The following is a 25,870-nucleotide window of genomic DNA, read 5'->3' as shown; positions in this document are numbered from 1 at the left end:
CGAGAAATAATAGTAGCTAAAATATAGCACCTTTATAGCCCGGTTTAAAGCTTGTTTCCTTTAGACGACGATACAAAATATTTGTGTTGCTCAAATTTCAACTACGGCATACAATAATACCAAGTAAATAAATTGGAATTAGAGGTGAACGGTGATGCGTGAAGTGCCGATGCGCTATGTAAAAGCGAACCAAGTTGGAATCGTAGCTTTTGTTCTTCTCTCCTTTTTCTTCAATCAGCCTTTGTTATTGGGACTATTATGGATGATTCAAGTGGTCGGACTTGCTTCCGCTGGGAAGCTTAATCTTTTTGTCCGGATCGCGAAGCTGTTTATAAAAGAGACAGGCACAGAGATGCAAGCGGCTGAGCTTCAGCGTTTCAACAATGTGCTGGCTGTGCTCTTCCTTACGTTGGCGCTCGCAACCGCAGCGTTTGGCTGGGACATTGCAGCGTATGCGTTCTCCGTTATGCTGCTGCTAGCCGCCAGCGCCGCCTTGCTAGGTTATTGCATCGGCTGCACCGTTTATTTTTGGTACAAGCAATTTCGCGCAGGGCGGAAAATAGGCGGCTTTTAACAATCGATGCAAGCAGCAATATAGAACAGCAAAAAAGGATCTCCATTCCAACTGCTATCCAGCAGGGAAAGGAGATCCTTTTTTAGTTATTCGCCTTGCAAGCCCAGAAGCTTGTAGATCATTAATGCTGCCTGTGCCCGTGTAGCCTCGGCCTGTGGAGCAAATTCATTTTGGCCCATGCCGCTCACGATTCCAGCCGCTTGCATGGCAGCAACACCTTTTTTGGCGTATACCGAAATAGCATTCTCGTCTGAAAATGGAGCTGCTGCTTCCTCAGCTAACTCGAGCTCCGCATATTTCGTTGCCTGATAGGCCATGACCGCCATATCTTGTCTTGTAAGTTTGTCGTGCACCCCAAAACTGCCGTCTGATTTTCCTTTAACGATCCCGAGTTTATAGGCTGTGGCAACGGCGTCATAATACCATGCCCCTTGCTGGACATCACTCAGCAATGTTAGAGCATTCGCCTCCGTCAAATCCAGTCCATTCATCAGCATGGCGATAAACTCCGCTCTCGTCACCACAGCTTCCGGTTTAAATTGTCCTCCGCCCGTACCGCTGATGATATCTCGGGCAGCTAACGCGTTAATCGGCTCCTGCTGCCATGCTTTCGTTACATCCTTGAAGCCGACTTTCTTGTACACGACAGCATATTTGCTGAAATGCTTGGGCTTAAACACCACGCTTCCGCTTAACGAATCATATTTGCTATTTTTCACAGCTTCCAGCGCCCCACTATCCGTGATATAGCAAATAATGACTTGATGCGGATTTTCACCAGGCTGCAATGAATATGGAAAAGCTACAACGATATCCTCTCGCCCATCAAAATCGCTGACCTTCACCCCATCCACTTCCAACTGAAAGTCATAAACGACTGCACCAGTCAATTGCTGCTGCGTCTCGGAAGGAAGCTTGGAAATATCCGCTTTCGTTATAGTTAGGGTCAAGGTTTTTGGCGCTGTGCCTTTATTATTTTCAAGCCATTTCAAGGATAACGTTACGATGGCAAAACCCGTATCGATTTCGAGCGACTCGGCTTTCTCTGTGCTTCCAGCTTCCAATAATCGCGTGAGCGGGATTTTCACTTGCCATGCATTTGCCTCCGCATTTGATTTGATTTTCAGCTTGATTTTGCCATCAATGGCGCTTTCCAGCGCGGCCTTCACCGTATTTTCATCCAACTCCACCAGCTGCTTGCCGCCTCCCGTCACCACAGGTGTCGCAGTTGGCTGCGATGAGCTCGAACCGCCAGACGGGCTAGATGTCGGATTCGGTGTTGCGCTTGGCGTCGGTGCCGGACTCGCAGTTGGCTGCGGCGTCTCGCCTGGCGATGGTGTCGCACTTGGCGTCGGCTGCGGCGCTGTACTTGCAGACGGCTCAGGCGTCGACGTTGGCGTTGGCTCCGGTGTCGGGGTTGACGTTGGCGTCGGCGTTGGGCCTTCGTCCTCTTCCGCAACAAGGACGGTTGCCTCCGCCGTCAAGTAGGTGCCGGCCACCTCGCCTTTTACTTTGAAAAGGCCTGTTTTGCTCATTTGCTCCTCATCTATTTTTCCCCATTGCACGTTTGCATGCTGCTCGCTGCCGTCGCTCTTGCTGACGGAAACGGAAGCTGGAAGCTGTGGCACCGCTCCAACAGTTGCCTTAACCTGCACAGGCTGAATCGCTGTTATGGCTGCTCCAGGCACTGTTCTCAGTCTTAATACAGTGACCGAATAGGCGGGAAAATCATAAGTAAAGGATTGGCCTAATCCGGCAACCTCCTTAACCTCAGGCATTACATTTTCCGGCGTGGCAAACGAGTTTTCCGCCGCATCCGATGCCGCTTTCAGCTCCAGCACGGTAGCGCTGCCGTCGATATAATCAGCATCCACATTTACGATTGAGGTTTGCTCGCTGCCGCCAATATTCACGACTTTGACGATTAGATCACCTGTCTTCTCATCCTTCGTCGTCACGCTGTAAAGCGGGCCAGGGTCACGATCCACCTCATGCACCAACACGCCATCCAAATAACAGCGGATGAGCGAGCCCTGCAATTCGATTTTAATATCATACCAACGATTGGCTTCTACTCCGCTGTTCAAGGAATTGCTGACGTTCGACTTGGTGCCGCCAACCGCCTGCTCAATTACAGTCAACGTATTCGTCCAGCCGCCAAGATTCCACCAATAATAGTTGTCGGTATCCTTGGCGCCAAATCCGATCAGGAAGCCTTCCGAGCCCGCCGCCTTCTTCGCTTTCAATTGCAGCGTGTAATTGCTCCATTGCTGGCCTTCCTTCAATAGAAGCCGCGCATCCGTTGTACTTGTGGAGGATTGCTTCAGCACGCCGCTGTCAATGGACCATGCGCCCTTGAAGCTGCTCCACTGCGAAAGCGTCGACGGATCGCTGAAATCATTTTGCAGCAAAATCGTACCGTCGTTAGCCGTAACCGTTACATCATCATACTCTACACCTGTGTTCCAAGCGCCGAGTGTAATCGAGCCTTGAACGGTGCTGCTGCTATAGCTTTTATTTTTCTGAAGCTGGGATGGCATAAGCTGCTGGCCGACATGGCGGCTGAACAGCTGCTGCACGTAATAGTTCGGCGTCCCGTACACCTGGCTGTTGTCAAACCAAATTAAATCGGTCGTCCACTGCGTATTGCCTTGCCTTGCAAATAAAGGCGCGAACGAAGACATCGCTACTACGTCCGAATTGCGCTCAAGCCCTGTCATAAATGCTGCTTCGGCAAGGGCGCTTTCCATATTGTTTTTTTTGCCCGTTCCGTGCGCTGCATATTCGCCTACAAAAACCTTCGGCCCGCTGCGGCTGTAATGGTCATACCGATTGACATTATTGTAAAACCACTGCGGACTCTGATACATATGCTCATCGACCAAATCCGCTTTATTGCCATTGCTTCCAAGCCAATCATAGGCATAATGGAACATCGAATCTTCTGGAAAAGCGCCCGCGCTCAGCACCAGCTGAATGTCGGGATATTTTGCTTTTATCGCATCATAAAACACTTCATACCGGTCCAAATAATCCTGGCCCCACAATTCATTGCCCACTCCAAGATATTTCATCTGAAAAGGCTCAGGATGACCGTTTGCAGCGCGTACGGCCCCCCAAGTGGAATCAATCGGCCCATTCGCGTATTCAATGAGATCAAGCGCGTCTTGAATATAAGGGTCAAGCTCGTTCATCGGCACTTTCGGCGGATTGCCGTGACAGGACACCTGACCGATAAAAATAATCGGCAAAGGCTCGGCGCCAATATCCTCAGACAGCTGGAAATATTCATGGAAGCCGAGGCCAAACGACTGATAATAATTCGCCGCCCATTGATTGCGCTGGACTTGGCGCTCCGCTACGTCGCCGATTGTATTTTTCCATCTGTAGCGGTTTTCAAGAGAACCGCCTTCGACGATGCAGCCGCCCGGAAAACGGAGAAAGCCCGGATTTAAATTGTCCAGCATTTCGGCTAGATCATAACGCAGCCCGTTTGTGCGATTTTGCCACGTCTTCTCCGGGAACAGCGACACCATATCCAGATCGATGACCGCCTGCTCCGTTCCGATAACGACGAGCTTGGCGTTCGTGCTGGCGGCATTCGATTGAATCGCACAGCCAAGCTTCTGCCAATCAGCTGTAAGGCCTGTCACCTCGCAGGAGCCATAAACCGCTTCATCTTGCCCTCTAAGCTGTACATCTAACGGTTTTGTCAAAGGACTTGCGCTCCGTGCATACACGCTGAAATGATAAGTTTCGCCGCTTGCTACAGCTAGGCCAGAATAGCCCGCATTCGCTAACCCAGCGCCTGCCCCGGCAGTACTTCCCGCATTCGTAATCGTCAGGCGTGCAAATCGCGGATTGCTGGCGTTCAGCGCTCCATCCGTTGCGGTCGTCAGCTCGCCCGAAGCGCCGCCATAAGCGGTTTTGCTCCAAGCAAACAAAGAAGTACCGAATTCGAAGGAGCGATTTTGCACCATTTCCCCATATAATCCGCCGTCCGCCGCATAGTTGATATCTTCATAAAAAATGCCGTATAACGTCGGGCTCACCTCATGAGCCGCCTCTCTTCCGTTAATATTCAAGGTGTAGGATGCCGAATCCAGCTCCCATACGACGATGGTAAAGGATTTTGTATCCTGCTCCGCCCCTTTCGCAATCGTCGCTGTCAGGATGACCGTCTTATCGCCTTGGCCCGCTTCCGGACGCGTTACCTTCCCCTGTGCACTCACCGTTGCCGGATCAGAAGAAACCCAAGTAATAGCCGTCCCCCCGGGACCTGCCGCGGGAAGTGTCAAATCCTTCGTCTGCTGCGTCGTATCGCCCAGCTCCAGCCAGTTTTTATCATAAGCAATGATTTCGATATCGCTTAGCGCCTCTCCAACTAGAGAGACAAGCTCACTTGATGATAAGGCGCGGTCATAGATGCGGAAATCGTCGATTTTGCCGTCAAAATAAGGATCAGCCGCAAATTGGGATTTGCCAATATAATTGTTCGTCGTAAAGCCAAGCTCGGAGGGATCATTTTGCATGTTGCTTACGGTGGCCACTTGAATGCCATTGATAAACATCGTATACGTGTTGCCGGAAATGACAACCGCTACATGCTGCCATGAGCTGGATGCCGGAAAAGCCGGGCCAGCCAAAGCATTTTCCCCGTTCCCTTGCGGTAGTGCCGCGAAATGCGCCACACCAGCATGATTTTTCAAAGTCAGAAACATCCAATTTGTCGTACTGGTACCAAAATCAAACACTCGCGCCCACGTTCCCAAGCTGTCCGCCTTCACCCAAGTGGCGATGGTCATATCATGGGTGGACGAAAGCAATCCATCGGGCAGCTTAACATAACCATCCGTTCCAAATAAATCAATGGCTCCATTTATTTTGCCATCTGCCGTGAAGGCCGCTCCTCCTGCCAATAAACCGTCATGTCCGTTCAAAGAGCGGTCTTTCACCGTGCTGCCTGCTGTTTCATCAAAGTTGTAATGAAGCAGCAGACCATCTGGCACTGCCGCAGCAGTTGGGTCAGCCGTTTCTGATACAGGAGCTTCTGTTACAACAGCCTCCGCATTTGTATAAATTGTATTCTCATCCGCTGCAAACACCGGGGACACAACAGAGAAGCACAGCAACAGCACCATCGTGCTTGCTATGACATCTCGTAAAAGCTTATTGCGCAAAAAAACCATGAAAGTTGAACCTCCTTGTTTTTATTGGCATGCGTGTTCACGTTCTTCACAAATAATAAAGCGTTTTCATAAGTTGTTGAATACAGATTTATGGTGAAAATGTGTAAATTTATGTTTGAATTGGAATTCACGCACCAAGAGAAGCACAAAAAAATAACCTCTTGGCGATTTGCCAAGAGGTTTGTTTGTTCAAACGGCCGCTGCCTGATGATCCAGTTCGGCAAGCGGCTGTGTTATGAAATTCGCCATTTTGCAAATGCTAAATAGGCTCTATTGCTGCTTATGGCTTAGTCGGAATTTCAAGCTTCGTATACCAGGTTTTCCCGCCGTCCACCGTGCTGTAGATCGCTGGTGAATTCAGGCTCGTGTCCGCCATAAACCCGACATAGGTGCTCGTAAACGAGATCGTATTGGCATAACCGACCGTATCGGACGGCGCAAACCAGGTTTGCCCGCCATTGGAGGAACGTCCGATTCCAATGCGCTGCGCCGCTGGGGAATATGCGCTCAAAATCGCTGTTCCACCCACAAGCTCAAGGTCGCTCGGATGTCCGCCCGGGGATGCCGGCCCTTGAGACACGAGTCCCTTTGCTTCGCCAGGCGCATTGCCGCCGCCCGCTGTGCTTTGGCTAATGACTTTGCGCCAGCTGGCACCGTTGTTAGCCGAAGCGTACACCGAATAGGATTGCTGCGACATGCCAGCTCCGCCATTAAATTGCGCCCAAACTTGAGTGCCATCAGCAACGATTTTACCGCCGCTCAGCTCGTCCGCCTTCACATGGAGCGAAGTTGTCCACGTCACGCCTCCGTCCGTCGTTCTCGACAAGTTATAGCCGAGTCCCGGCAGGATGACTAGCGCCCAGCCCTGCTTGTCATTCACAAACTCCGCATAGCGCGTGTTTACCGGGGTTGCGATTTTCGCCCAGCTTTTCCCGCCATCCTTCGTTTTATAGGCAAAGGCATTCGTATAACCAAAGCCGTTATTTTTATCTATAAAATGAATACGCTGCAGCTGAAGCTTGCCTGTAGGCAGCTTCGAAAATTTGCTTCCGCCATCCGTCGTAAATAGTAAAGCGTTCGGCCCATTGCTTGCAGATTTAGCTAGCGCCCAGCCCGTCGTATTGGAGATGAAGTCGAGCTGTGCAAACTGCCACGTTCCTTTATAAATCGACTGCCAATGGGAGCCTGAATCGGATGTCCCGATTAGAAAGCCATTTCCGGCCGCCCTTCCCGTCGTTGCATTTAAAAATTGAATATCGCTAAAATGGTACGCGCTGTCGCCTGCTGGCTTGCCGCCGAACAAATCCTGACCTGCTGCCTGATCCGCAGCTTGCGCTGTCGGCAGAACCGCAGCCAAACCAATTGCAATTGCTGCTGCTGCCATCATGCTTTTCCCTTTGGAGATCGATCGTTTGGATGTTTTCATTATGAATGTCCTCCTGCTTCGTAGGTGGTGTAATAAACATTATGATTCTGTCTTCTTAATACCCTTCATCCACCAAAACGAATCTTATGTCTAAATAGTTGCATGGTAAAAGATCACAATTTCAATACCTGATTTGTAACTTTTTATCCTTTGCATTTTTCTATAATCATTATGATAATAAAGGTTACAGCCCTCATTCGATTCAAATGTTGTGCAACAAAATTAGACATAGGCAGGTAAGAGGCAAAATGGACAACAGCAGGCAGTCACAAGGACATATGGCACGAAATGCAAACGAGCAATCAGGAAACAAAACGTACAGGGCTGGGCTTGACGGAATTAGAGCAGTCGCCGTAATTGCGGTTATTGTATATCATCTTCATCCCGGATGGATGCCGGGCGGACTGCTCGGTGTAGGCATCTTTTTTGTCCTATCCGGTTATTTGATTACTAGTATACTAATGCATGAGCTAGAGCAGCATGGAAAAATAGATTTGAAAGCTTTTTGGGCCCGCAGGGCAAAAAGACTGCTTCCCGGCATGCTGTTTATGATCACGGTCACCGGAGCAGCGACCTTGCTGTTTGCTTATCCGCATTGGTCTCCTTTTTTAACCGATTTGCCCGGCGTACTGCTATATGTAAGCAATTGGTGGCTCATTTTACATAACGTTTCTTATTTCGAAAGCTTTGGACCCGCATCGCCGCTCGGTCATTTATGGTCGCTTGCTGTAGAAGAACAGTTTTATTTGGTGTGGCCGCTTATGCTTTTAGTAGGGCTGCGTTTTTTGAAACGGCGCCGTGCGCTGCTGCTGGGCATACTTGTGCTGACACTATTATCGGCTGCTGCTATGGCATGGCTTTACGAGCCTGACAGCGATCCTAGCCGTGTTTATTATGGAACCGATACGCGCATGTTCGGCCTGCTGATGGGGGCGGTGCTAGCTTTGATATGGCCTTTTCATAAGCTTAAACCACGCGTATCCAATGAAGCGCGGCTTACGCTGGATATCATTGGAGGAACGGCACTGCTCCTAACGCTGCTAGCTTTTTGGTATACGAACGAATATCAGCCCTTCTTATATTTGGGGGGCATGCTGCTGCTGTCCGTTGTGTCCATGCTGCTCATTATGACAGCGGCGCATCCAGCCAGCCGAATTGGCCGTTTGCTTTCGATTCCGCCGCTACGGTTTATCGGCGTTCGCTCTTACGGGCTATATTTATGGCATTATCCGGTCGTTATTTTGACGGGCCCAGCTGTTGATACGGGTGAAGTTTCGGTTATGCGCCTAAGCCTGCAAGTTGTGTTGATGCTTGTGCTTGCCACCGTATCCTATAAATATGTTGAGCAGCCCCTTCGTCACGGAAGCATTAGTAAGCTGTGCAAGCAATTCCCCAGTTGGATGGCCGCCCATTCCTATCGAAGAGCCTTTATCGCTTTCTTCAGCGTCTGCTTAGTCGTCACGATGTCGTATGCGCTCCGAATGGATGGGTTAGCGTCGATCTGGAGCAATAAACCGTTCTCACATGTTCAGGCGTCGGGTAATTATGCCGCGGGGAATGCCGATGGTTCGGAGACGGAGCCCGCTGAGCAAGGGAGCTCTGGGGCTGGTACGGGCGTTGCACCGAGCGAGCCCAGCACGGGCGCACCCGAGCAGAAGCCGTCGCCAAGCGGGGAGCCAAGTGCAGTGGCAAGCCCGGAAGGAAGCGGCGAAGCGATCACCCATGCAAGCACCGAGCCGAGCCCGTCTGTTAAACCGAGCGAGTCGGGTGAGGATGGAGTCAAGCGGGCGCCTGAGCATGAGGAGCAGCCTCCACAAGCTGAATCGAAGGTAACCGCAATTGGCGATTCCGTCATGCTCGACATTCAGAGCGCTTTGGAAAAACTCGTTCCGGGCATAGCGGTAGACGGTCAAATTGGCCGACAAATGTCCCAAGCTCCGCCTATCCTTGAGCAGCTCCAGAAAAACGGCAAGCTTGGCGACACCGTTATTATAGAGCTGGGAACGAATGGCGCTTTTGCAAGCAAGCAGCTTGCGCGAATTTCCGAGCTGCTTAAGGACCATAAAAAAATTATTTTAGTGAATACACGTGTTCCCCGTCCATGGGAGCAAATCGTCAACGATGCTCTAGCCAAAGCAACTAAAGATAATAAGAATATGGTACTTGTTGACTGGCACGCTGCCAGCTCGGGGAAAGACGACTATTTTTCACAGGATGGTGTTCATCTGACGGCAAAAGGGGCAAAAGTGCTGGCTGCGCTGATTGCTCGAGCTGTTTAAAGCTTGGATTTGCAGCACATGCAACATCTTGTAACGCCTCGTAACATCTTGTAACATTAAAAAACCGCTTGTCATTGTCATAAGACATTTGACAGGCGGTTTTTTTGGACTCAAAGCAATTGTTATCAAAGTTCTTTATACGCTTAAGCGTACCGTAGAAGCTGCCATGCTTTTAAGCGGTTGACTAACCTTTAATCGTTAAAATCGGTTCAACCTCGGCTACGACTTGGGCCATGCCGTGTTCTTCATGGGATTCAATAATGGCATTGATATCCTTGTAGGCATAAGGAGCTTCTTTCTTTAATTCCTCTTCCCACTTCTTCAAAATATCCGGCCTCGACTTAATATCGTTGCGGTTCGGATCAATCGGCGTAACCACATTAAACTTGGCAATAAATTCACGAAATAAAGCATTATCCACCTTGATCGAGTCGCCTCGGGAAAGACTTCTGCCCGCACCGTGGCTGGCACTGAACAGACTATCCCGATTGCCGAGTCCTGCAAGAATATAGCTTTTTGCGCCCATTGATCCCGGGATGAATACAGGCTCCCCCGTATATTGGAAAGGCGTATTCATCATTTGTTCTGCCGACTTTGCAGTACAGGCACCCTTGCGGTGGATAAAACCCGCGCTGCCATCAATCGTTTCTTCCCAAACAAAATTATGCGGCGCATCGTACAGTAATTTATAATCGAACGACTTCAAGCTTTGATGCAATGCTTTTTGCAGCATGAGTCCCAAAAACAAGCGATTCGCAAAAGCAAAATTAGCCGCATTATGAAGGAGGTTCCAATAACGCTTCCATTGCAGCGCATAGCGCTCAGATTGCGGCAGCACATAGATGCCATTGCTCGGATGCTTTAATGATGCAGGATAAATGTCTTTCAGCATTTCCTTTATATTTACACCTGCATGATGTCCAATGGATACGGAGCCTGTGTGAATCATCACGACCACTTGGCCGTGCTTAATGTTCCACTCGTTAGCCAAGGCATGATTGCGAATATTTACTACCTTTTGTATCTCGACAAAATGGTTCCCGCCGCCAATAGAGCCAATTTGGCTGTCATAGGAAAGCTCTGAGCTGCCCAGAAAGCTGTCGAGTCCGTCTACTTCGCCTGCAATGAACGAGCCGGAACGATTGACTCTGGCAAGGTCTTGCTCTTGCTGCCTCGCATCATAAAAATCCCACAGTCCCTGGCGACTGCTCCCTTGCTGCGATGCCAAAACACCCATTAAGCCTTCTTTGAAAATCGCTTCGCGCTGCGATCTGGTCATCGGGATGTTACGGCCGCCTTCGAAGAAAATGTGGCGAATGTCGGCTTCGATTTTCTTGAAATTAGAACGAATGTCGTCCTCCTGAAGCGAGGTCGTGTACAGCCGCATGCCGCAGTTAATATCGTTGCCTACAGCTTGGGGAATGACGAAGCCTTTGGTCAGTAGGGTTGTGCCAATTGGGATGCCGCTTCCTTTATGGAAATCCGGCGTAATCGCAACTTCTTCGATCTTGGCATCCGCATTAGAAAAATAGCCGGTCTGCTGCTGCTTCAGCATTTCGACCGATTCATTCACCGTTAGGAGCTGATCCAGCTCTGCCAACGCATTTTTCTCAAGCTTCATATCGTCATTAATGAAAAAACGTACAGGTACATGGCTGCTATTTTTAATTTTCAATCAAGAACCATCCTTTTCATTCGTTGGTTTATTTTTATGATTGAGCGTTTGAATGTTTTCGACAGAAATGCATAACATGGCTGCTCACCCTTTCATTGTTGATTTATTTAATGTTGTATGATTGATTCTAGAGTTATTATTACAAAGAAAATTTCTCCCGTTTCAATGCTTCTACATAACTGATCATCGGTTCTTTCTCCATCAGATGGATTAAATCAATGATCTTTTTCTCCATAACGGCTAATTCATTCTCATTCCTAAACAATTCAATAAACGGATCATACAGACATGGATTTTTCATAGCTTCAGGGTTTCGATTGTCTACTAAAGACGCCCACTGTAAGTAGCTTTCACAAATCCATTGTACCAGAGTGCCCTCCACCCGTATCATATCCGGACACAAAGAAAATACATTTGGCGAGTAATCTATATTAAGCTCCTTTGCCTTAAACAAAAAAGCAGGTGCTGCTCCTACATTTTCAATCCACCAACTCAACGAATTCCCGTTAAAATGAGAGAGCTCCCCTTTTTTCTCAACCCAATTGATTTCGCCGATTTTCCTTACGGCATGTCCTAAATACCTTTTTTTGTAGGTGCCAATCGTATTGCTGTAAACATCTATCGGCTGTATTGCCGCCATGGACTGCCACCCGGATTGATGAAACGAATAGGTGCCAACATCAATAAAACCATGCCCTTTTCTGAAACATCCCCCTAAAATATAGAACATAAGCAGAGGCTCATATATAGGATACACCTTTGCCGCAACTTCATTGCCCTCTTGCGCTAGCTTCATGTACAGTAATGTGTACTTGCAAGCCCTTTGAGCATGGGTAAGTTTTATTTCCTTCAATTGAGGATACCAATCCTCAGCCGTAAGCTCATAGCTAATTCCTGCCGCTTCGTAAGGATGAAAGAAAAGGGGATGCGTTTTAATTCCCATCTTTTCACTAAACTGAACCAAACGGCGGAAATATTCACTGACATACAGCATATCTACATCGCTTTCCGCTACCGTTCGTCTTCCTGTATCCTCTGCATCCTCTAATCTCGTGAGATAGGATATGAGCTTTAATATACTTTCATCGCCCTGTTTAATGGCGAAATCCACCAAGTCTGAATCATAATCGGTAAGGGGGAGAGACAGCACAGGAAGTTTTTTCAGAAAATCTGACACCGGCTGTCTTAGCATGAACTCTTTTTCACCTAAATAGCTCAAATATATATCTTCCGGCCCCTCCACCTGTTTAATTTGGATTCGGGAGTAATCACAGGTGTTGTACAGCTGATGATTAAAATAATACCGCTCTCTTACATTATCAATTTCGGCACTTTTCGCTTCGATGTTATAATAGCAATGGAACGGAAAACCTTGAATGGACAGACAACTATTATTGTACAATCTTTGTAAATCCACTGTATTCGCCACATATGCGTTGGCATTCCCGAGCCTTTCTTTATCATATTCATGAATAAAAATGTTGCCATCGCTGCTTTTCCACCACTTGATATATGCTCCACTCGCTTCTTTTATTTCAGTAAGTCCTAATTCATTATCTAAGAGCCATCTTGAAATATCAGAATCGTATACTGTTTTTACAAGCCATTGCTTTTGCTTTTGCAATAACCCATATTTAACAGCCTCACTCTCCAAAAACTCCTGAACGCTGTCTGCTAAAATGGAATAGGTACCCTGAATATAACGATATAGCTTGCCATCCTTACCTATGAAGTCACCGCCATCACGATAATCATAATAAATACATTCCAGCTTCACAATACCGACACCCAGCCCAACCGCAAGATAACGAGAGTCCGGGCTAAAAGCAAGGCAAACCTCTTCCGCCTTCTCCTCACGGTAAAGTGGCACATTATCCTCAAACGAGACAATCTCTGCTCCATCTTCAGCATTCAGAAGCTTGAGAATACCATCTCTGTACATAACAGCAAGCATCGTGCCTTGTGAATTATGTTGGAGCTCTATAATCCAGACATTTTCCTTCTCGCCGATTTCTATAAAGACTTGATGCTCTTTGCGAGGCTCTTTGGCATGAAGCAGCATTCGCTGCTCTATTTGTTTACGTAGTTCATCTACCTTTCTTGTAAAAGATGAAGGTGCAGTTTCCGGAAGCTCCTTCAGCCTATTAAGAGCATCTACAACATTATTTTCGCGATAATGTGACTGTGCCAAATAATACAGCGCCTGCCCTTTCAAATCTGCAGGCAGAGAATTTTCATAGATCAACCAACCCAACGAACGAACAATCTCATACTGATTCTGATCAGCATCAAACGCCGGTATAATCCCCTGTATAAACTGCAGCAACTGATCCGTCTCTTTATTCAGGCCAAAACGTTCCTGTCCGTTCACTGCATGCTGCCGCAGCAAAGACGTGACTTGCTTCGCCTCAGCCACCTCCCCGGTGTACAATAGCGCTTCTATGTATATGTACATTTTACGAAAATTCAAATACCATTCTTCCTTCGGACTTAAAAAAGCTCTGCTGAACTCAGAAGAAGGGTCGAGCAAGCTTATTGCGTCCTCGTATCTGCCATCTTCATTATAAGCAGCAGCCTGAGTGACGATTTCCTTTAAATGCTTCACTTATACCTTCCTTTCACGAAATAGGTTTGCAACCATATGGACCATACTTTAATATAATCGGCTTTAACGTGGGATTTTTTCACTATAATAGTTTACCATTGAAGATCAGTATTCAATTTTATTCAAATATAAATAACCCCATAAATAAATTCACTATTTTTATTATCAATGTATTAAAAAATATGAGTTGATCGCCGATAAACAACAAGTAAATACACATAAAGGGAGAAATAAAGAATGAGTAGATTCATGGTTATTGGTTTGGTTATAGCAATTATGACGATGACAGCCTGCAGCCCGCTTTCTGAAGCAATAGGAACAGAAGGTACAAGCGGGTCTGCTGTGAATGCTTCAGCGGAGCAAGATCTCGAAACGAAGAAATACAATGCCTATATCGATTTGGCAAATAAGATGAATGATGGATTGTTTGAAAAACTGCTGACTGTTTATGTACGCAAGTTCGGATTGGAGCAAGAAATGGTTATCCCAAAAGGCTTCACTGAGTTTAACAGCAGTCCGTTTGGGCTGGATGCGGTTGACACAATGAATGAAACAATGAAATTGGCTTCAAGTGAACCTGCCTTCGGTGCGGTTGACGATTCTATAAAACAGCTGATTCCATATATGACGGACATTATGAAAACGCTAGATGAGGCTTTAGAGTATTATCAGGAGGGAACCTATAAGCAAGACGATTGGAAGCAAGGGAAGGCACTTCACGCTAAGCTATTCGAGCTGTATGGGCAATACGAAACATTGTCGGAGATATATTTCCAAGATTTAGAGAAATTAACAGAGCAGTCAAAACTGGAGGAAATGGAAGCATTGAAAGCTTCAGACTACATGATTCGTTACTACGCAATGAGCTTATTAATGCGTGCCCAAAATATTCAAACCGCCTTCTATGAGAAAAATATTGGGGAAGATAACATTTTGGAGTTTGATGTGAAGGAATATGAGGAATTGCATCGCCTGCTGAATGAGGATATTCTTCAATTTAATGAGTATCTTAAGGATGATGAGCGTCGCAAGAAGGAAGGGTGGGCCTCGGCAGGGGGTTTCACTAGTTCGATTAAAGATGTACAGACAGCATCTGCGGATATATTGGAGACACTCAAGACAGGTGACACGACAATAAATACTTTTACGAAAGGCTCTGTCATGGCCGGAACTGGAAAAAATGATATTTTTGCAACCTATAGCAATAAGGTTTCATTTCTCGTTAGCGGCTATAATACAAGTATAAGCTTGCAGGTATACAATTAAATAGAGCTTAGATAATTAGCTGCAGATAGAAACAGGCAGAGCACGGCGTAATTAGCCGAGCTCTGCCTGTTTGTGGGTCTATAGCCTACGCCGCAGCCGTTGGGCCATTGAAACCTTTTTCAAGTGGATGAAGCAGCACTTACAGATCAAGCATTTTTATGGGACGAGTGAGCACGCCGTTACCAACCAGATTTGGATCACACTCATCGCCTTCTGTTTGCTCGTGCTGGTGAAGCTGGAAACGAAGGTGAAACACAGCTTGCTACAACTCACGCGCTGGCTGACGAAGCTACTTGTAAAGGCCGAACATTAACGCCTACAAAAATATATAATTAAACTAAATGGAAAGGCTACTTTAGAGAGCTGTTCGACCTTTTTCGTTGTCTTGATTATATCGGCTGTGGTTGTTTGTTTTAAAAAAAACGGCGCGCTCCTTTTCCAAGGAACACGCCGATTTCACCGATGAAGTTCATTGAGCAATTATTGGATGCCTTGCATAATTGCATTAATAATGCCTTGCTGTGTTACGGTGTTGTTGGAACGATTGAACAATGCAAATCCGTGCTGGCCATTGTAGCCGTTATCCCAGTATACAGGAACCATTTTGTATGTCTTGGCGGTTGACGTAACGGCTTTGGCGAATGCTGCGCGGTACGCATTGTTTGTGGAATCATATGCGGTTTTGTCAATCGCGCCAAATTCGCCAATTACAGCAGGGTAGCCTTGAGTCACAAACTTATTATACACGGAATTGAACTGTGCGTTCAGGTAATCCTCCTGTCCCCAAGTAGACTTTTTGGAAGGATTCGTCGCAGTGGCTCCCCATTGGGTGATATTGCCGTTTTCCTCGCCTGCAAAATCCCACGGGGAATAATAGTGCACCGAAATCATGATCCTTTTCTCCGAGATAGGGATTGTGGAGGATCTGTACGTGTCCGTTGGGAGGACAAAGCCATAATTGCCAACCGTATAGTCAATATTCGTATTCCAGCCTGGAATCAGCAACCATCTGGCACTGTTATTGCCCCCGGTCTTTCGGACTGTATCTACGAAAATTTGATTGTATGCATTAAGATTAGCGTAGTATGCAGAATTCGGATTCCCGTAAGTACCGTCAAACACTTCATTCATCGATTCGAAAATAAGCCGCTCGTCATAGTTGATAAACTTGTTGGCAATTTGCTGCCAAACACGTTCGTATTTCTCCTTGATGGCAGCCTGGTTTCCGCTATTTACCAGTAACCATCCACCCTGGATAGAATTAAAGCCATCGCCATGAATATTAATAACAACATATAGACCTTCATTGTAGGCATAGTCAACGACCGTTTTCACCCGATCCAGCCATGCGGTATTAATCGTATAGTTGGGAGCGCTTCCAATATGACTCAAGTAGGAGACGGGGATGCGAATCGTCTTGAAGCCTGCTGCCTTCACCTTTTTTATCAGCTCCGATGTAATAATAGGATTGCCCCAAGCTGTCTCGCTTGGTGTACCGTTCACCGTCGCCTCAAGCTGATTGCCCAAGTTCCATCCTGCGCCCATTTCGGAAACGATTTGCGAAGCCTGCAATGACCTGAAATCAGATGTAATGGGTGTTGCTGCCGATGCCCGAGCACTCCATCCCGTAAAAACCATTGTAGTCAGCAAGACAAAAGCTAAACTGCAAATGCCGTATTTCTTCATTTTTGCGAGCATGTCTAAACCTCCGGTAATGTTATTTGGTTGCGCAACAAGTAGAACAGATACCATAATTACTCATAGTCAACGATATAAAAATCCCCGCCCTCCCTTCTTCATCAGTCCAGCTTGCGTTGTAAGCAAGGATCGGCTCTTACAGGCATGACCAACCAAAGGAAACAACTGTCTCCCTCCTCATTACGTAACATATTATTGGATAATAAGGATGTTTATTCCTGTTTTTATCTATATGGTTACAAGTACGTTGATCCGAAAATGAGTCTTCAAGCAAAGTCCTCATATAAACCAAAAAAAGCAGAAAACCCCTGTGTGACAAGGCTTCCTGCTTTTTTGGATTTATTATTTTGATTATATCTAAATATACGTTCTCTGACTTGGGCACGGCCAAAAGTTAGCAAGGCTTGTTTTAATTCGTTTATCAATCGTATGCTTACCTCGCCTCTATATAAGATTGCTTCATCGTTAGACGGTTTAATAACGCTTCTCCAGCGGACTTAAACACTCTATTTTTCTCCAAAAATTGTTCCACTTCGGATAACTTTGCGGGTCTATATCCTACGCTACAACCGCAAGAGTGATAAGTAAATCCATTACGATATAAAATCTCTACTTTCATCCATTGTTTAATATCATCTTTTTTAGGAGCTTGGAAATCATGCCCCATATCCTTCATGATTTCGCTGCATTGCGGACATTTATATTCTCTATTCCCTATTTCGGCTTTGCTAAGTTCTTGATCGGATGTTTGCTTGAATACTTTTCTACAGCTAAAACAAGCATAGATATCTTTATAGGGTCCATACATGGCGTATCTGCACATAACAGTCACCCTCCTCCTAATTCACGACGTCTGGCGAAGACGGCTTCTTGATTTACTTATTGTTCATTACAGGGGTTTCCCATCCCTCATAATCTCCGCCGACTTCTATTACTTTGTTAAGCAAATCCGTTGTGTATTGATAAATGGCTTCAAGTTCGACAGTACTTGTATGGGATATTAAAAGTTGAAATTGGAATTCTGATTCTTCGTCATGAGCTTCTTCTTTAACACATTTATATACATTCGTATTCAAATTTCTTTTGAAGGTTTCTCTACTTTCAAAATCCTTAAAATTAAGCCAGTGACATATTTCACGAGGAATTTGAAGATTATCGTTATTTGCTTTCAATTGTTCAACAACATTCCTATCTTGTATCCATTGATTTTCAAAAATATTAGGATAGAGAGTTTCTAAATAGAATTTCCAATTAGGATCGTCTTCAATTGAAATTTCAAATTTAAGTTTTTTATTTTTTGATAGTGTTCTTTCAAGCATTTTATTTAATACTTGTTCTTGCTTTGTATATATGTAAAATGTCCTGAAATCCGCGCCTGTTACTGCTCCAATAAAGAAATCCATCTCCGTTAATTGTATATTGAATTCATCTTCAATATCACTGAGAAGCTTAAAGTCCAACTTCTTTGAAAATAAGCTTTTAGTTTGAATTTTTACTATTACAAGTTTGTTCGCATCATTGACGGGAACCTCATTCCTTATCCCCATATCTAATCTTACAAAAATACGATTGTTGTTCACTTGAGTTAGATATACATCCCATTGGTCTGACACTAAAACACTTCCTTAACTTTTAGTAGTTACAGTCATTTGTATCTGCCTAACTATTCATTAATATTTGTTTATAGCTTTCATCTGTCCATAGAAAATCACTTATAGATATATAGCTAATATCTCTATCCCTTAATAGTTGAATTGATTCAATTGTAAAGCAACCTCCAAAAACAACAATATTTATTTGGTTATTTAAGTCTTCATTTGATAAAGCAGCTTCTACAGTATTTGATAAAACAACATTATTTCTATCTGTTTTGAAAACAATGATTGTAATTTTTTCAGGCCATGATACAGGTAGTTTACAAAAATATCTTGGCGGGATGTAACTCTTTATTTTATTTTTTAAAACTTCTTTATAGATTTTATATTTCATATTTCTCCTTTTGGTTCTGTCATAAAACGTATCACTAACCTAAATATCATTGAATTCCTGCAGTCCCAAAAGTATCATTAATGGCTTTCTCATAATTATCCCACTTGAAATAATAAGGCCCTAGTTGAATACGTTGATTGTCCGGCTCTTTTCTGAAATCTTTCCATACAACAATATCATCTTCCCTTTCGATTCTAACGGAGATAAAACCACATTCTTCATCCCCGCACCAAGGGCAGACTAGTATTGGGTATCTAGAATACATATATTCGTGTTGTTTTTTCAGTAGAAAATAATCAATCATTTGCCTTTGATTCTCTTCGCTTCCCCAACCTAGAGATGGAACCATATCATTCTTTTTGAGCATCTGGTATAGCGATCTGCCATCAATAATGATATCAGCAAATTTGGTGTTTTTATTTCCATCCTGATCAGGATCATATTCATCAAAGCGACTTGATAGTTTCGTTTGTAGGTCATTAATTGTTTTCATTTTTTCTCCTTGCTACTTGCACAGATTTCACCTAACGTTGTTCGATCCATATCTTTAATTGTTGATTCCGATGCTCCAAAAACTTTTGCATATACTTCTTAAGTATCAGTCTTTCAACTGCTTTTCCAAGCATCCCAAATGGGGCTTCAAAATACAGCGTATCCGTCATTATAGTCTTATCACCTAGTTGTTTGAACTCGTGTACATGCCTTAAGCTTTTAAACGCTCCCTTTTGCATGTCATCGACAAATAAAACAGGTTCTTGATATTCGGTCATTTTCGAGGTCAGCCTTTGCCTTACTAAGAAATGAGTAGCTTCAAAAGTTACGGTTTGGCCTAATCCGATCGTCTCTGAGGCAGCTTCCATAATGGCTTTTTCTTTTGTGTGTTTCCAGACTGTTTTTGTGTGTACGTCTATATCTCTTGCTAAGTCAAAACAAACCTGAATAGGAGCAGAAATCTCAATCTGAGTCTTAACTGTAATCAAATGATTTCCGCCCTTTCTGTTCTTTGCTTTTTCGAATGACTAGCTCGAATATTCTTTTCCATGTACTTACAAAATCTCATTTAGCTTAATATTCATTCGTTTTAAAAGAAGATTGGATTTGAGCTATGTGATGTTCGTTATGCCATATAAATCTTTGAAGGGCTATATCTAATGTTACTTCGCCTAGCGCTTGAGTTTTCAAAGTTCGCCTGAAATCTTCAGTTCTTGAATGGTTAAGTAAGATCAGAAATCGTCTATGAAGGATTTCAATTAGTAATAAAGAGTCTTCAATAGGTATATTTTTATAGTCGCTTAATTCTGCCCATAAATCTTCCCGATAAGAGTTCGCCATCGGTCCCTCTTCAGTTAGCGCCCTCTTAAATCTTAAGTAAGCATTCATATCATTATCAGCAAGATGATGAACGATTTGCTTCACTGTCCAGCCATCTTGGCGGTATGGAATGTTAATTTGAGCAGGCTCCAAATCACTCAAAATCATTCTTAACGTCTTTATGATTTCTGGTATTCGAGTGATGAGGAAAACCCGTTCTTCATCTGTTCGATTAATTACTGGTTTAAACTGACCTATAGGAAACCGAATATGATCCATTTCTCCATCGACTCTCCCATCAAGATTTGCATTAATTATGCATAATGCTCAAGCACTCTTCGAAAACTCTATTCATATATTTTTATAACCCTCTTCTCTACTGTTTGTTCCCAACAGCAATCCATCTTCTATCTATATCCTCAAATACAAATTCCTTATTGTTATAATCCGTCGTTGACAAAGGTCGAACGATCTTAACTCCTAATGTTCTAAACTCATTCTCCATTTCCTCTTGGTTATTTGTTATAAAATAAGCATCATATCCATAACCATGAATTTCTCGATTAGGTGCGATAACTTCTTTAGTCGATTTAGTTAAAACGATCTCTATTTGATCCCTATATAAACAAATATGCGGTTCCTCTGAATCAAGATAACGAACGGCTCTAAATCCAATCAATTCATAAAAGGCTGTTGTTTTGTTTATATCAGAGCTTGGAAAAATTTGAAGACAGTGCGTAAAGCTTTTAGTCGACATATATTTTCATCCTCTCCTGAAACCTTTACGGTTCAATCAGTAACTTAATATTAGACTTCTGTTGATGCTGACCAAATCTTCTTCGCTATACATTCAATCTTTTTCTAATCATTCTGATTTGGCCCCTATGATTGATTTCATCTTCAAATACATGAAACCACATAAAATAATGGTTAGCTTGTTTGTTGTACCAAAATTGCTCCTCCATATATAGCCAGTCATCATTAACTGATTTCAAAAAGTCCAATGTTCTATTTCTTACTTGCTCCATTTTAGTAAGATAAAATAGTAAGTCATTCCCTTTTATCTTTTCTTGTCCTTCTTTACCTAAATCAAGTGCAGGGCCCCAAACTCTAATTTCTTCTTCATTTAACTCTCTATTTTCAAACGTTTCTACCTGATAGGCATATTCAACAGCGGCAAAGTGTAATAATAAAGCACCAATTGAATTGCTTTCAGAATCCAGTAAAAAATCAAGCTGATCCTTCGACAAATCTTTCACTGCCTCTAGTGTAGTAAATCTTGCATAATTCATCATGGAAATCAGTCGACTGATCTGAGGAGAATATCCAGGAATATCGGTTATTAAGTATATATTGTCCATGTTCATCATTGAGTGCTCCTCCGTATTTTATACTAAGTGAAAATAAAGCCTTACGGCTGCTTCCCAATCAATCCTCTAATAATTTCCGCTATAATATCACTTTACATTCTGATGATTTCTTAGGCCCTACACGAGCTTCAGCGAACCCAGAATCGTCCACACCCCCGAGAGGATGATGAGCCACAAGGTCAGCTTTTTAAACAGCTGGTCATCTAACTTTTTGATCGCTATAATGCCAATGAAAACACCGATTAACACGCTTGGAACAAATAGCGAGGTGTACATCATCACTTTTGGAGTCAGCAGGCCGCTATAAAAAAATGTACCTATTGTGATCATGTTTAAAATAACGCCGTAAACGGTTATGTTGGCTCTAAATTCATTTTTGCTGTATCCCTGATTGGACAAAAACAGCGCTACCGGAGGCCCGCTGAGCGAGATGCTTCCATTTAATAAGCCACTTGTCATGCCGATCGGTATAAAAGCGATTTTATCATTACGGACGGGGAAGGATTTCCCTGATAACAGTATGCCGGCAAAAGCAATAATTAATATTCCTGTAAATCCTTTTAGAAGGTCTGCACTGAGATAGACGAGCAACAAGGTTCCTAGCGGCGCAGCCAATAGGCTTGATAGGATTAAGATCCATATTTTTCGAATAGCGATATGCCGCCAACTATTTAGGAGTACGATAATATTCGTGCATAGACTGAGGATGACAACGATCGGAACGACCTCTTGCAGCGGAATCATTTTCACCAAAAAAGGCATAGTCACTAACGCGAAACCGAAGCTGGTTAACCCTTGAACAAACCCCGCTATCAGCACAATAAATATGCCTATGATGAGAAAAACATTGATTTCAATGACCATAAAAGCTCCTTATGCTCCAAATATGGGCCATTAGTCGAAGCGCTGGGCTTCCTTCAAATGCCCCTTATCATATTTATGTTTCTTGTTTTTATATAATATTGTACCGAACTGCTCTGTTGGCGGTATAACCCGAATGATTCGGTTCGCCTCGATTGATTTCGTTAATACAATTTGATAGTCTACCGGAAAACAGTACACCCCGTTTTGACTTTTTGTAATGCCATTTTTTAAAATATTTTTTGTGTTGTTAACTGGCGACCAGTGAACGACAAGCATAGGGCCAGCTCCCTTCCATTTCATAATCATTCTCGTAAATCCACGATCCATGAAAATTCTTTGGCTATCGCATATACGATTTCTTCAATTTCGTCTTCCATTTGCCCGGTACTGGCTTGGGGGATATCTATCTCAATTAAATTTATTTCCTTAACATCATCTAAAGTATCAAAAGCATAGTTTCCATTCTGATTGGCAGAAATACCTTTTGCAGTAACTAGCTCACCGCAAATCATTTTAGAAAATTTTAATCGACTGGTTCGTTCAAAATGTAATGTCTCAACAAAAAAAGCTTCAATAACTTCTGTTCTAATCTTTTTGCTATAATGCTGATCCGAATATACACTTACATAGTCATACATATAATCACCCTATTATCGTTTTATCAAATTTGTGCATGAATAATCTTCCAATCGTCTAAACCTGACTTGCATAAGATGATATCCATTCTATATCTCCTCCCTATACGTTTTCTGAACGGTACGCGGCCGAAGTACGAATATATGGTTATAAGAGAATACTCGCTTATTCAAATTGCTTTCCAAACTTATGTTTCAAATAGTATTTCAGTCCTGCTCGATCGACATCTGAAAATTTGCGCGGGTCATTTTTCATTAATAAATAAATATCTTCAATAGCTTCCCATCGAATATGTAAGGTTTCATCTCCAACAGATAATAATTGACCCTCCGCTCTACAAATAAAGTACATTCCTATTGAATCCACGGGTCCCTTAATGGTCTGATACACACAATAAGGCTCTAAGCATTCCACTTCAAAATCAGAATTAATGCCAACCGTGTCAATACGCTTTTCACTGCCTTCTACTTCTGTAACAGTCAAACCTGTTTCTTCCAGCACCTCTCGTTTTAATCCAGTTAATATAGATTCATAGGGTTCCAATCTTCCACCAGGCAGCTCTATGGCTTCTTCATTTTTCTTATTGCGAACCTGGACAATAATTTCTGTACCCTTATTTCGATTCCTCTCAATAAATGCTCTCGTATTTACATAGAACATATGAGTGTCACCTCCTATTAAGTTTATATATATTTTCACGCCTGTCAGAATACCAGCTCGCAATCATGATTCTCCCACACATCAAAGCCATCCCGGCACGTGGTGCTCGGTCACACGTCGGCGGTCAAGCCTGTCCGCAACCGGAGTTACATTATAGGCTATGCCTAAGATCTTCACATAAAAATGATTCCAATATACATGCCAATCACCGGGATTTTTTAATGAAACGAGTTCTAGAGTCTTTAAAAGTATCCTCCTTTAATTTCATTACCTGTTTTCGGATAAATTTCAATAAATAAATGCTTCCACTCAATCATGAAATCACTTTCAAAAGTCCTATTATAGAAATCAATATGCTCATTCCAAAAATCAATAGATTTACAATAGTACTCTCCAAGGATGAATGACGGATAGTTATGAATTGAATCAACTTCCTTAGAGTTAATATATAGTTGCAGCCATCTTTAAGTTAGCGTCTAACATCTAAACCTGACTTGCATAAGATGCTATCCTGCTCGTTGCATTGCTAAAGGTGAAGAGCCTATTTTTTTCTAATTCGTGAAATGCCATATATAACAGCAAAAATTACGAAGCCTACAAATACGAATAGATTAGTTATTGGCTCATTAATTTTAGGAATTGAATCTTGAAAAGTCTTTAAAAAAATGAATACTCCTACCGTTAAAATAATTACGATAATAGATATTGGCTTCATTATTTCCCCTCCCTAATTACCAACATCCGATGTAGGTTGCATTCAATAAGAGTGCCTGCTTATAGCTACGATTCCGCGTGAAGTAGTGGCAGCGCTACTCTTACATTACTTAAACTCTTTCTTCCGATGAATGTGGACTGACACAAAGTAGGATATGACAAACAGGATTGTTGCCATACACGAAGAGATCATACCAACCAGCGGGTGACGAAGCTGCATGCCTCCTGTAACAGGGGCCAGTAACGCGGCAAGTACCAGCATCATCCCTATCGCAGCAAAGCCCGAGAAAAATACGACAAGTTCATTTTTTTCCGTGCCAATCTTCAACATGATCGGATACATCAAAGACACTAATGTGATCGACAACGTCAACCCGAATCCATAACTATAAATCACAATCTTCGGATCGAGTTCAAAACCTGCAACATACACAAAACCAAGCGTGAGCAAGCTCATCATCACACCAAGGAGGATTAGTAAGGTAAATGACACATACTTCGCCCCAATAATCGTACGACGCCTGATTGGCAGCGTCAGTTCAAACTTGTTCCATTTAGAAGTTTCATCCACTCGCAGCGAGGCACCGGTATTGACAACAAACAGGAATATTTGTATGGACAAAATCATGGGAATCGCAGCCGACTCCTTAAGAACCAAAGGAACCAATGATAAAAATCCAGCCATTATTAAGGAAAGTCGGATATTGCTTGCCATGGAATAAAAATTGTTGCGGAGTAGTCCCCTCATTTATTGATCCCCCTTAACTAATAACAACATAATTTCATCAATGGTTATATCATCAATGATGATTTCACGATGCTTTTTGGCAAACTTAGCTTTGTCAGAGATCAACATTTCGATCTGCAGTCCTCTTTTCCTGTATGCGAGATACTCCAACTGGTCAACAATCTGAAACTGCTCCGATTTGCAACGAGCAATCCCGTAATTGTATAAAAGCGTATCTTTTTTCTCTGTTAAAATGATTCTTCCATTGTGAATAAATGTGATATAATCTGCAATTTTTTCCAAGTCGCTGGTGATGTGGGAAGACATGAGAATAGAATGTTCTTCATCTTCCACAAACTCTAAAAATAAATCCAGCATCTCTTCTCTGACAACAGGGTCAAGTCCGGAAGTCGCCTCGTCCAACAGCAACAGTTTTGCTCCATGCGACATAGCCACTGCCGTGGCCAACTTCATCGTCATGCCACGTGACAAGTCTTTTACTTTGATGTGAGCAGGCACCTGAAGTCTGCGAATTAGATTCTGAAAGAGATCATCGTCCCATTTTTGATAAATATCTTTGAATACTGCAGCTAATTTATCGGCAGTGAGATCCCCCGGGAAATTAATGGCATCAAAAACAACCCCGATATGATTGCGGATGTCCGGTTGTTCATCTGTCATCTCCTCCCCAAAAATTTCGATCTTCCCGCTGTCTCTCCTGATTGTATTCAGAATTGAACTAAACGTCGTTGTCTTACCTGCTCCATTCTCACCCACAAACCCCATGATACTTCCTTGAGGAACAGAAAAAGAAACATTATCCAAATGAAAATGAGATCCGGCATAGGCCGTCGATAGATTTTTAACTTCCAAACAATAATTCATCG

The 25,870-nt window shown here is 43.5% G+C and carries 22 protein-coding genes and 1 pseudogene; 4 read left to right on the top strand and 19 right to left on the bottom strand.

Annotated elements, in window-relative coordinates:
- Positions 1–154 precede the first annotated feature (154 nt).
- The gene (locus ASF12_RS26480; RefSeq protein WP_056041193.1) at positions 155–574 is read left to right on the top strand and encodes a DUF4395 domain-containing protein; all 420 of its coding nucleotides are present in this window, start codon (positions 155–157) and stop codon (positions 572–574) included.
- An 86-nt stretch (positions 575–660) separates the two neighbouring features.
- On the opposite strand, the gene ASF12_RS36230 is transcribed toward ASF12_RS26480, so the two are convergent.
- Positions 661–5,763 (bottom strand): S-layer homology domain-containing protein, encoded by a 5,103-nt coding sequence (locus ASF12_RS36230; RefSeq protein ID WP_056041191.1) that lies wholly within the window; start codon positions 5,761–5,763, stop codon positions 661–663.
- Between the two features lie 280 nt (positions 5,764–6,043).
- Complete coding sequence (locus ASF12_RS26470; protein WP_056041190.1) at positions 6,044–7,189, bottom strand: hypothetical protein; 1,146 nt, start codon at positions 7,187–7,189, stop codon at positions 6,044–6,046.
- A 248-nt stretch (positions 7,190–7,437) separates the two neighbouring features.
- On the opposite strand from ASF12_RS26470, the gene ASF12_RS26465 reads away from it, so the two are divergent.
- Positions 7,438–9,468, top strand: coding sequence for an acyltransferase family protein (locus tag ASF12_RS26465; protein WP_235533290.1), 2,031 nt, complete (start codon positions 7,438–7,440; stop codon positions 9,466–9,468).
- Positions 9,469–9,652: 184 nt separating this feature from the next.
- Here the strand turns inward: ASF12_RS26465 and ASF12_RS26460 are convergent, their stop codons facing one another.
- Both ASF12_RS26460 and ASF12_RS26455 read right to left on the bottom strand, forming a co-directional pair.
- The gene (locus tag ASF12_RS26460; protein ID WP_235533289.1) at positions 9,653–11,143 is read right to left on the bottom strand and encodes an RtcB family protein; all 1,491 of its coding nucleotides are present in this window, start codon (positions 11,141–11,143) and stop codon (positions 9,653–9,655) included.
- Positions 11,144–11,282: 139 nt separating this feature from the next.
- Positions 11,283–13,748, bottom strand: a complete 2,466-nt coding sequence (locus ASF12_RS26455) for a hypothetical protein (protein WP_056041187.1) — start codon at positions 13,746–13,748, stop codon at positions 11,283–11,285.
- 237 nt (positions 13,749–13,985) lie between these two features.
- Between ASF12_RS26455 and ASF12_RS26450 the strand changes: the two genes are divergently transcribed.
- Positions 13,986–15,014 (top strand): DUF3829 domain-containing protein, encoded by a 1,029-nt coding sequence (locus ASF12_RS26450; RefSeq protein WP_056041185.1) that lies wholly within the window; start codon positions 13,986–13,988, stop codon positions 15,012–15,014.
- A gap of 91 nt (positions 15,015–15,105) precedes the next feature.
- A pseudogene (locus ASF12_RS26445) lies at positions 15,106–15,327 on the top strand (transposase); the annotation flags it as partial.
- Between the two features lie 167 nt (positions 15,328–15,494).
- On the opposite strand, the gene ASF12_RS26440 reads toward ASF12_RS26445, so the two are convergent.
- The 15 genes from ASF12_RS26440 to ASF12_RS26370 form a co-directional block, all read right to left on the bottom strand.
- The gene (locus ASF12_RS26440; protein ID WP_081419063.1) at positions 15,495–16,712 is read right to left on the bottom strand and encodes a glycoside hydrolase family 5 protein; all 1,218 of its coding nucleotides are present in this window, start codon (positions 16,710–16,712) and stop codon (positions 15,495–15,497) included.
- Positions 16,713–17,145: 433 nt separating this feature from the next.
- Complete coding sequence (locus ASF12_RS26435; RefSeq protein WP_056041181.1) at positions 17,146–17,535, bottom strand: hypothetical protein; 390 nt, start codon at positions 17,533–17,535, stop codon at positions 17,146–17,148.
- 52 nt (positions 17,536–17,587) lie between these two features.
- Positions 17,588–18,325 carry a DUF695 domain-containing protein gene (locus ASF12_RS26430; RefSeq protein WP_056041179.1) on the bottom strand — a complete coding sequence of 246 codons (738 nt, stop codon included), beginning with the start codon at positions 18,323–18,325 and terminating at the stop codon, positions 17,588–17,590.
- A 46-nt stretch (positions 18,326–18,371) separates the two neighbouring features.
- Positions 18,372–18,701, bottom strand: a complete 330-nt coding sequence (locus ASF12_RS26425) for a hypothetical protein (protein ID WP_056041177.1) — start codon at positions 18,699–18,701, stop codon at positions 18,372–18,374.
- Positions 18,702–18,747: 46 nt separating this feature from the next.
- Entirely contained in the window at positions 18,748–19,194 is a 447-nt protein-coding gene (locus ASF12_RS26420) for a hypothetical protein (RefSeq protein WP_056041176.1), read from the bottom strand.
- 31 nt (positions 19,195–19,225) lie between these two features.
- The gene (locus tag ASF12_RS26415; protein ID WP_056041173.1) at positions 19,226–19,681 is read right to left on the bottom strand and encodes an SRPBCC family protein; all 456 of its coding nucleotides are present in this window, start codon (positions 19,679–19,681) and stop codon (positions 19,226–19,228) included.
- An 85-nt stretch (positions 19,682–19,766) separates the two neighbouring features.
- On the bottom strand, positions 19,767–20,291 hold the full coding sequence (locus ASF12_RS26410; protein WP_056041170.1) for a YfiT family bacillithiol transferase: 525 nt from the start codon (positions 20,289–20,291) through the stop codon (positions 19,767–19,769).
- 97 nt (positions 20,292–20,388) lie between these two features.
- Positions 20,389–20,769 carry a VOC family protein gene (locus ASF12_RS26405; protein WP_056041168.1) on the bottom strand — a complete coding sequence of 127 codons (381 nt, stop codon included), beginning with the start codon at positions 20,767–20,769 and terminating at the stop codon, positions 20,389–20,391.
- 85 nt (positions 20,770–20,854) lie between these two features.
- Entirely contained in the window at positions 20,855–21,382 is a 528-nt protein-coding gene (locus ASF12_RS26400) for a DinB family protein (RefSeq protein ID WP_442952558.1), read from the bottom strand.
- A gap of 117 nt (positions 21,383–21,499) precedes the next feature.
- Positions 21,500–22,246 carry a sulfite exporter TauE/SafE family protein gene (locus ASF12_RS26395; protein ID WP_056041166.1) on the bottom strand — a complete coding sequence of 249 codons (747 nt, stop codon included), beginning with the start codon at positions 22,244–22,246 and terminating at the stop codon, positions 21,500–21,502.
- Between the two features lie 30 nt (positions 22,247–22,276).
- Positions 22,277–22,552, bottom strand: a complete 276-nt coding sequence (locus ASF12_RS26390; RefSeq protein WP_056041164.1) for a hypothetical protein — start codon at positions 22,550–22,552, stop codon at positions 22,277–22,279.
- On the bottom strand, positions 22,549–22,884 hold the full coding sequence (locus ASF12_RS26385) for a hypothetical protein (RefSeq protein WP_056041162.1): 336 nt from the start codon (positions 22,882–22,884) through the stop codon (positions 22,549–22,551). Before ASF12_RS26385 ends, ASF12_RS26390 begins: the two co-directional genes overlap by 4 nt.
- 163 nt (positions 22,885–23,047) lie before the next feature.
- Positions 23,048–23,542 carry an NUDIX domain-containing protein gene (locus ASF12_RS26380; protein ID WP_056041159.1) on the bottom strand — a complete coding sequence of 165 codons (495 nt, stop codon included), beginning with the start codon at positions 23,540–23,542 and terminating at the stop codon, positions 23,048–23,050.
- An 820-nt stretch (positions 23,543–24,362) separates the two neighbouring features.
- On the bottom strand, positions 24,363–25,004 hold the full coding sequence (locus ASF12_RS26375) for an ABC-2 transporter permease (RefSeq protein ID WP_046232804.1): 642 nt from the start codon (positions 25,002–25,004) through the stop codon (positions 24,363–24,365).
- Positions 25,005–25,868, bottom strand: coding sequence for an ABC transporter ATP-binding protein (locus ASF12_RS26370; protein ID WP_056041157.1), 864 nt, complete (start codon positions 25,866–25,868; stop codon positions 25,005–25,007).
- Positions 25,869–25,870 lie beyond the last annotated feature (2 nt).

Source organism: Paenibacillus sp. Leaf72, assembly GCF_001422685.1.
In the GTDB taxonomy this organism is placed as follows: domain Bacteria; phylum Bacillota; class Bacilli; order Paenibacillales; family Paenibacillaceae; genus Pristimantibacillus.
Note: the sequence above shows the minus strand (reverse complement) of the source record. Positions and strands in the feature narration are given on the sequence as shown.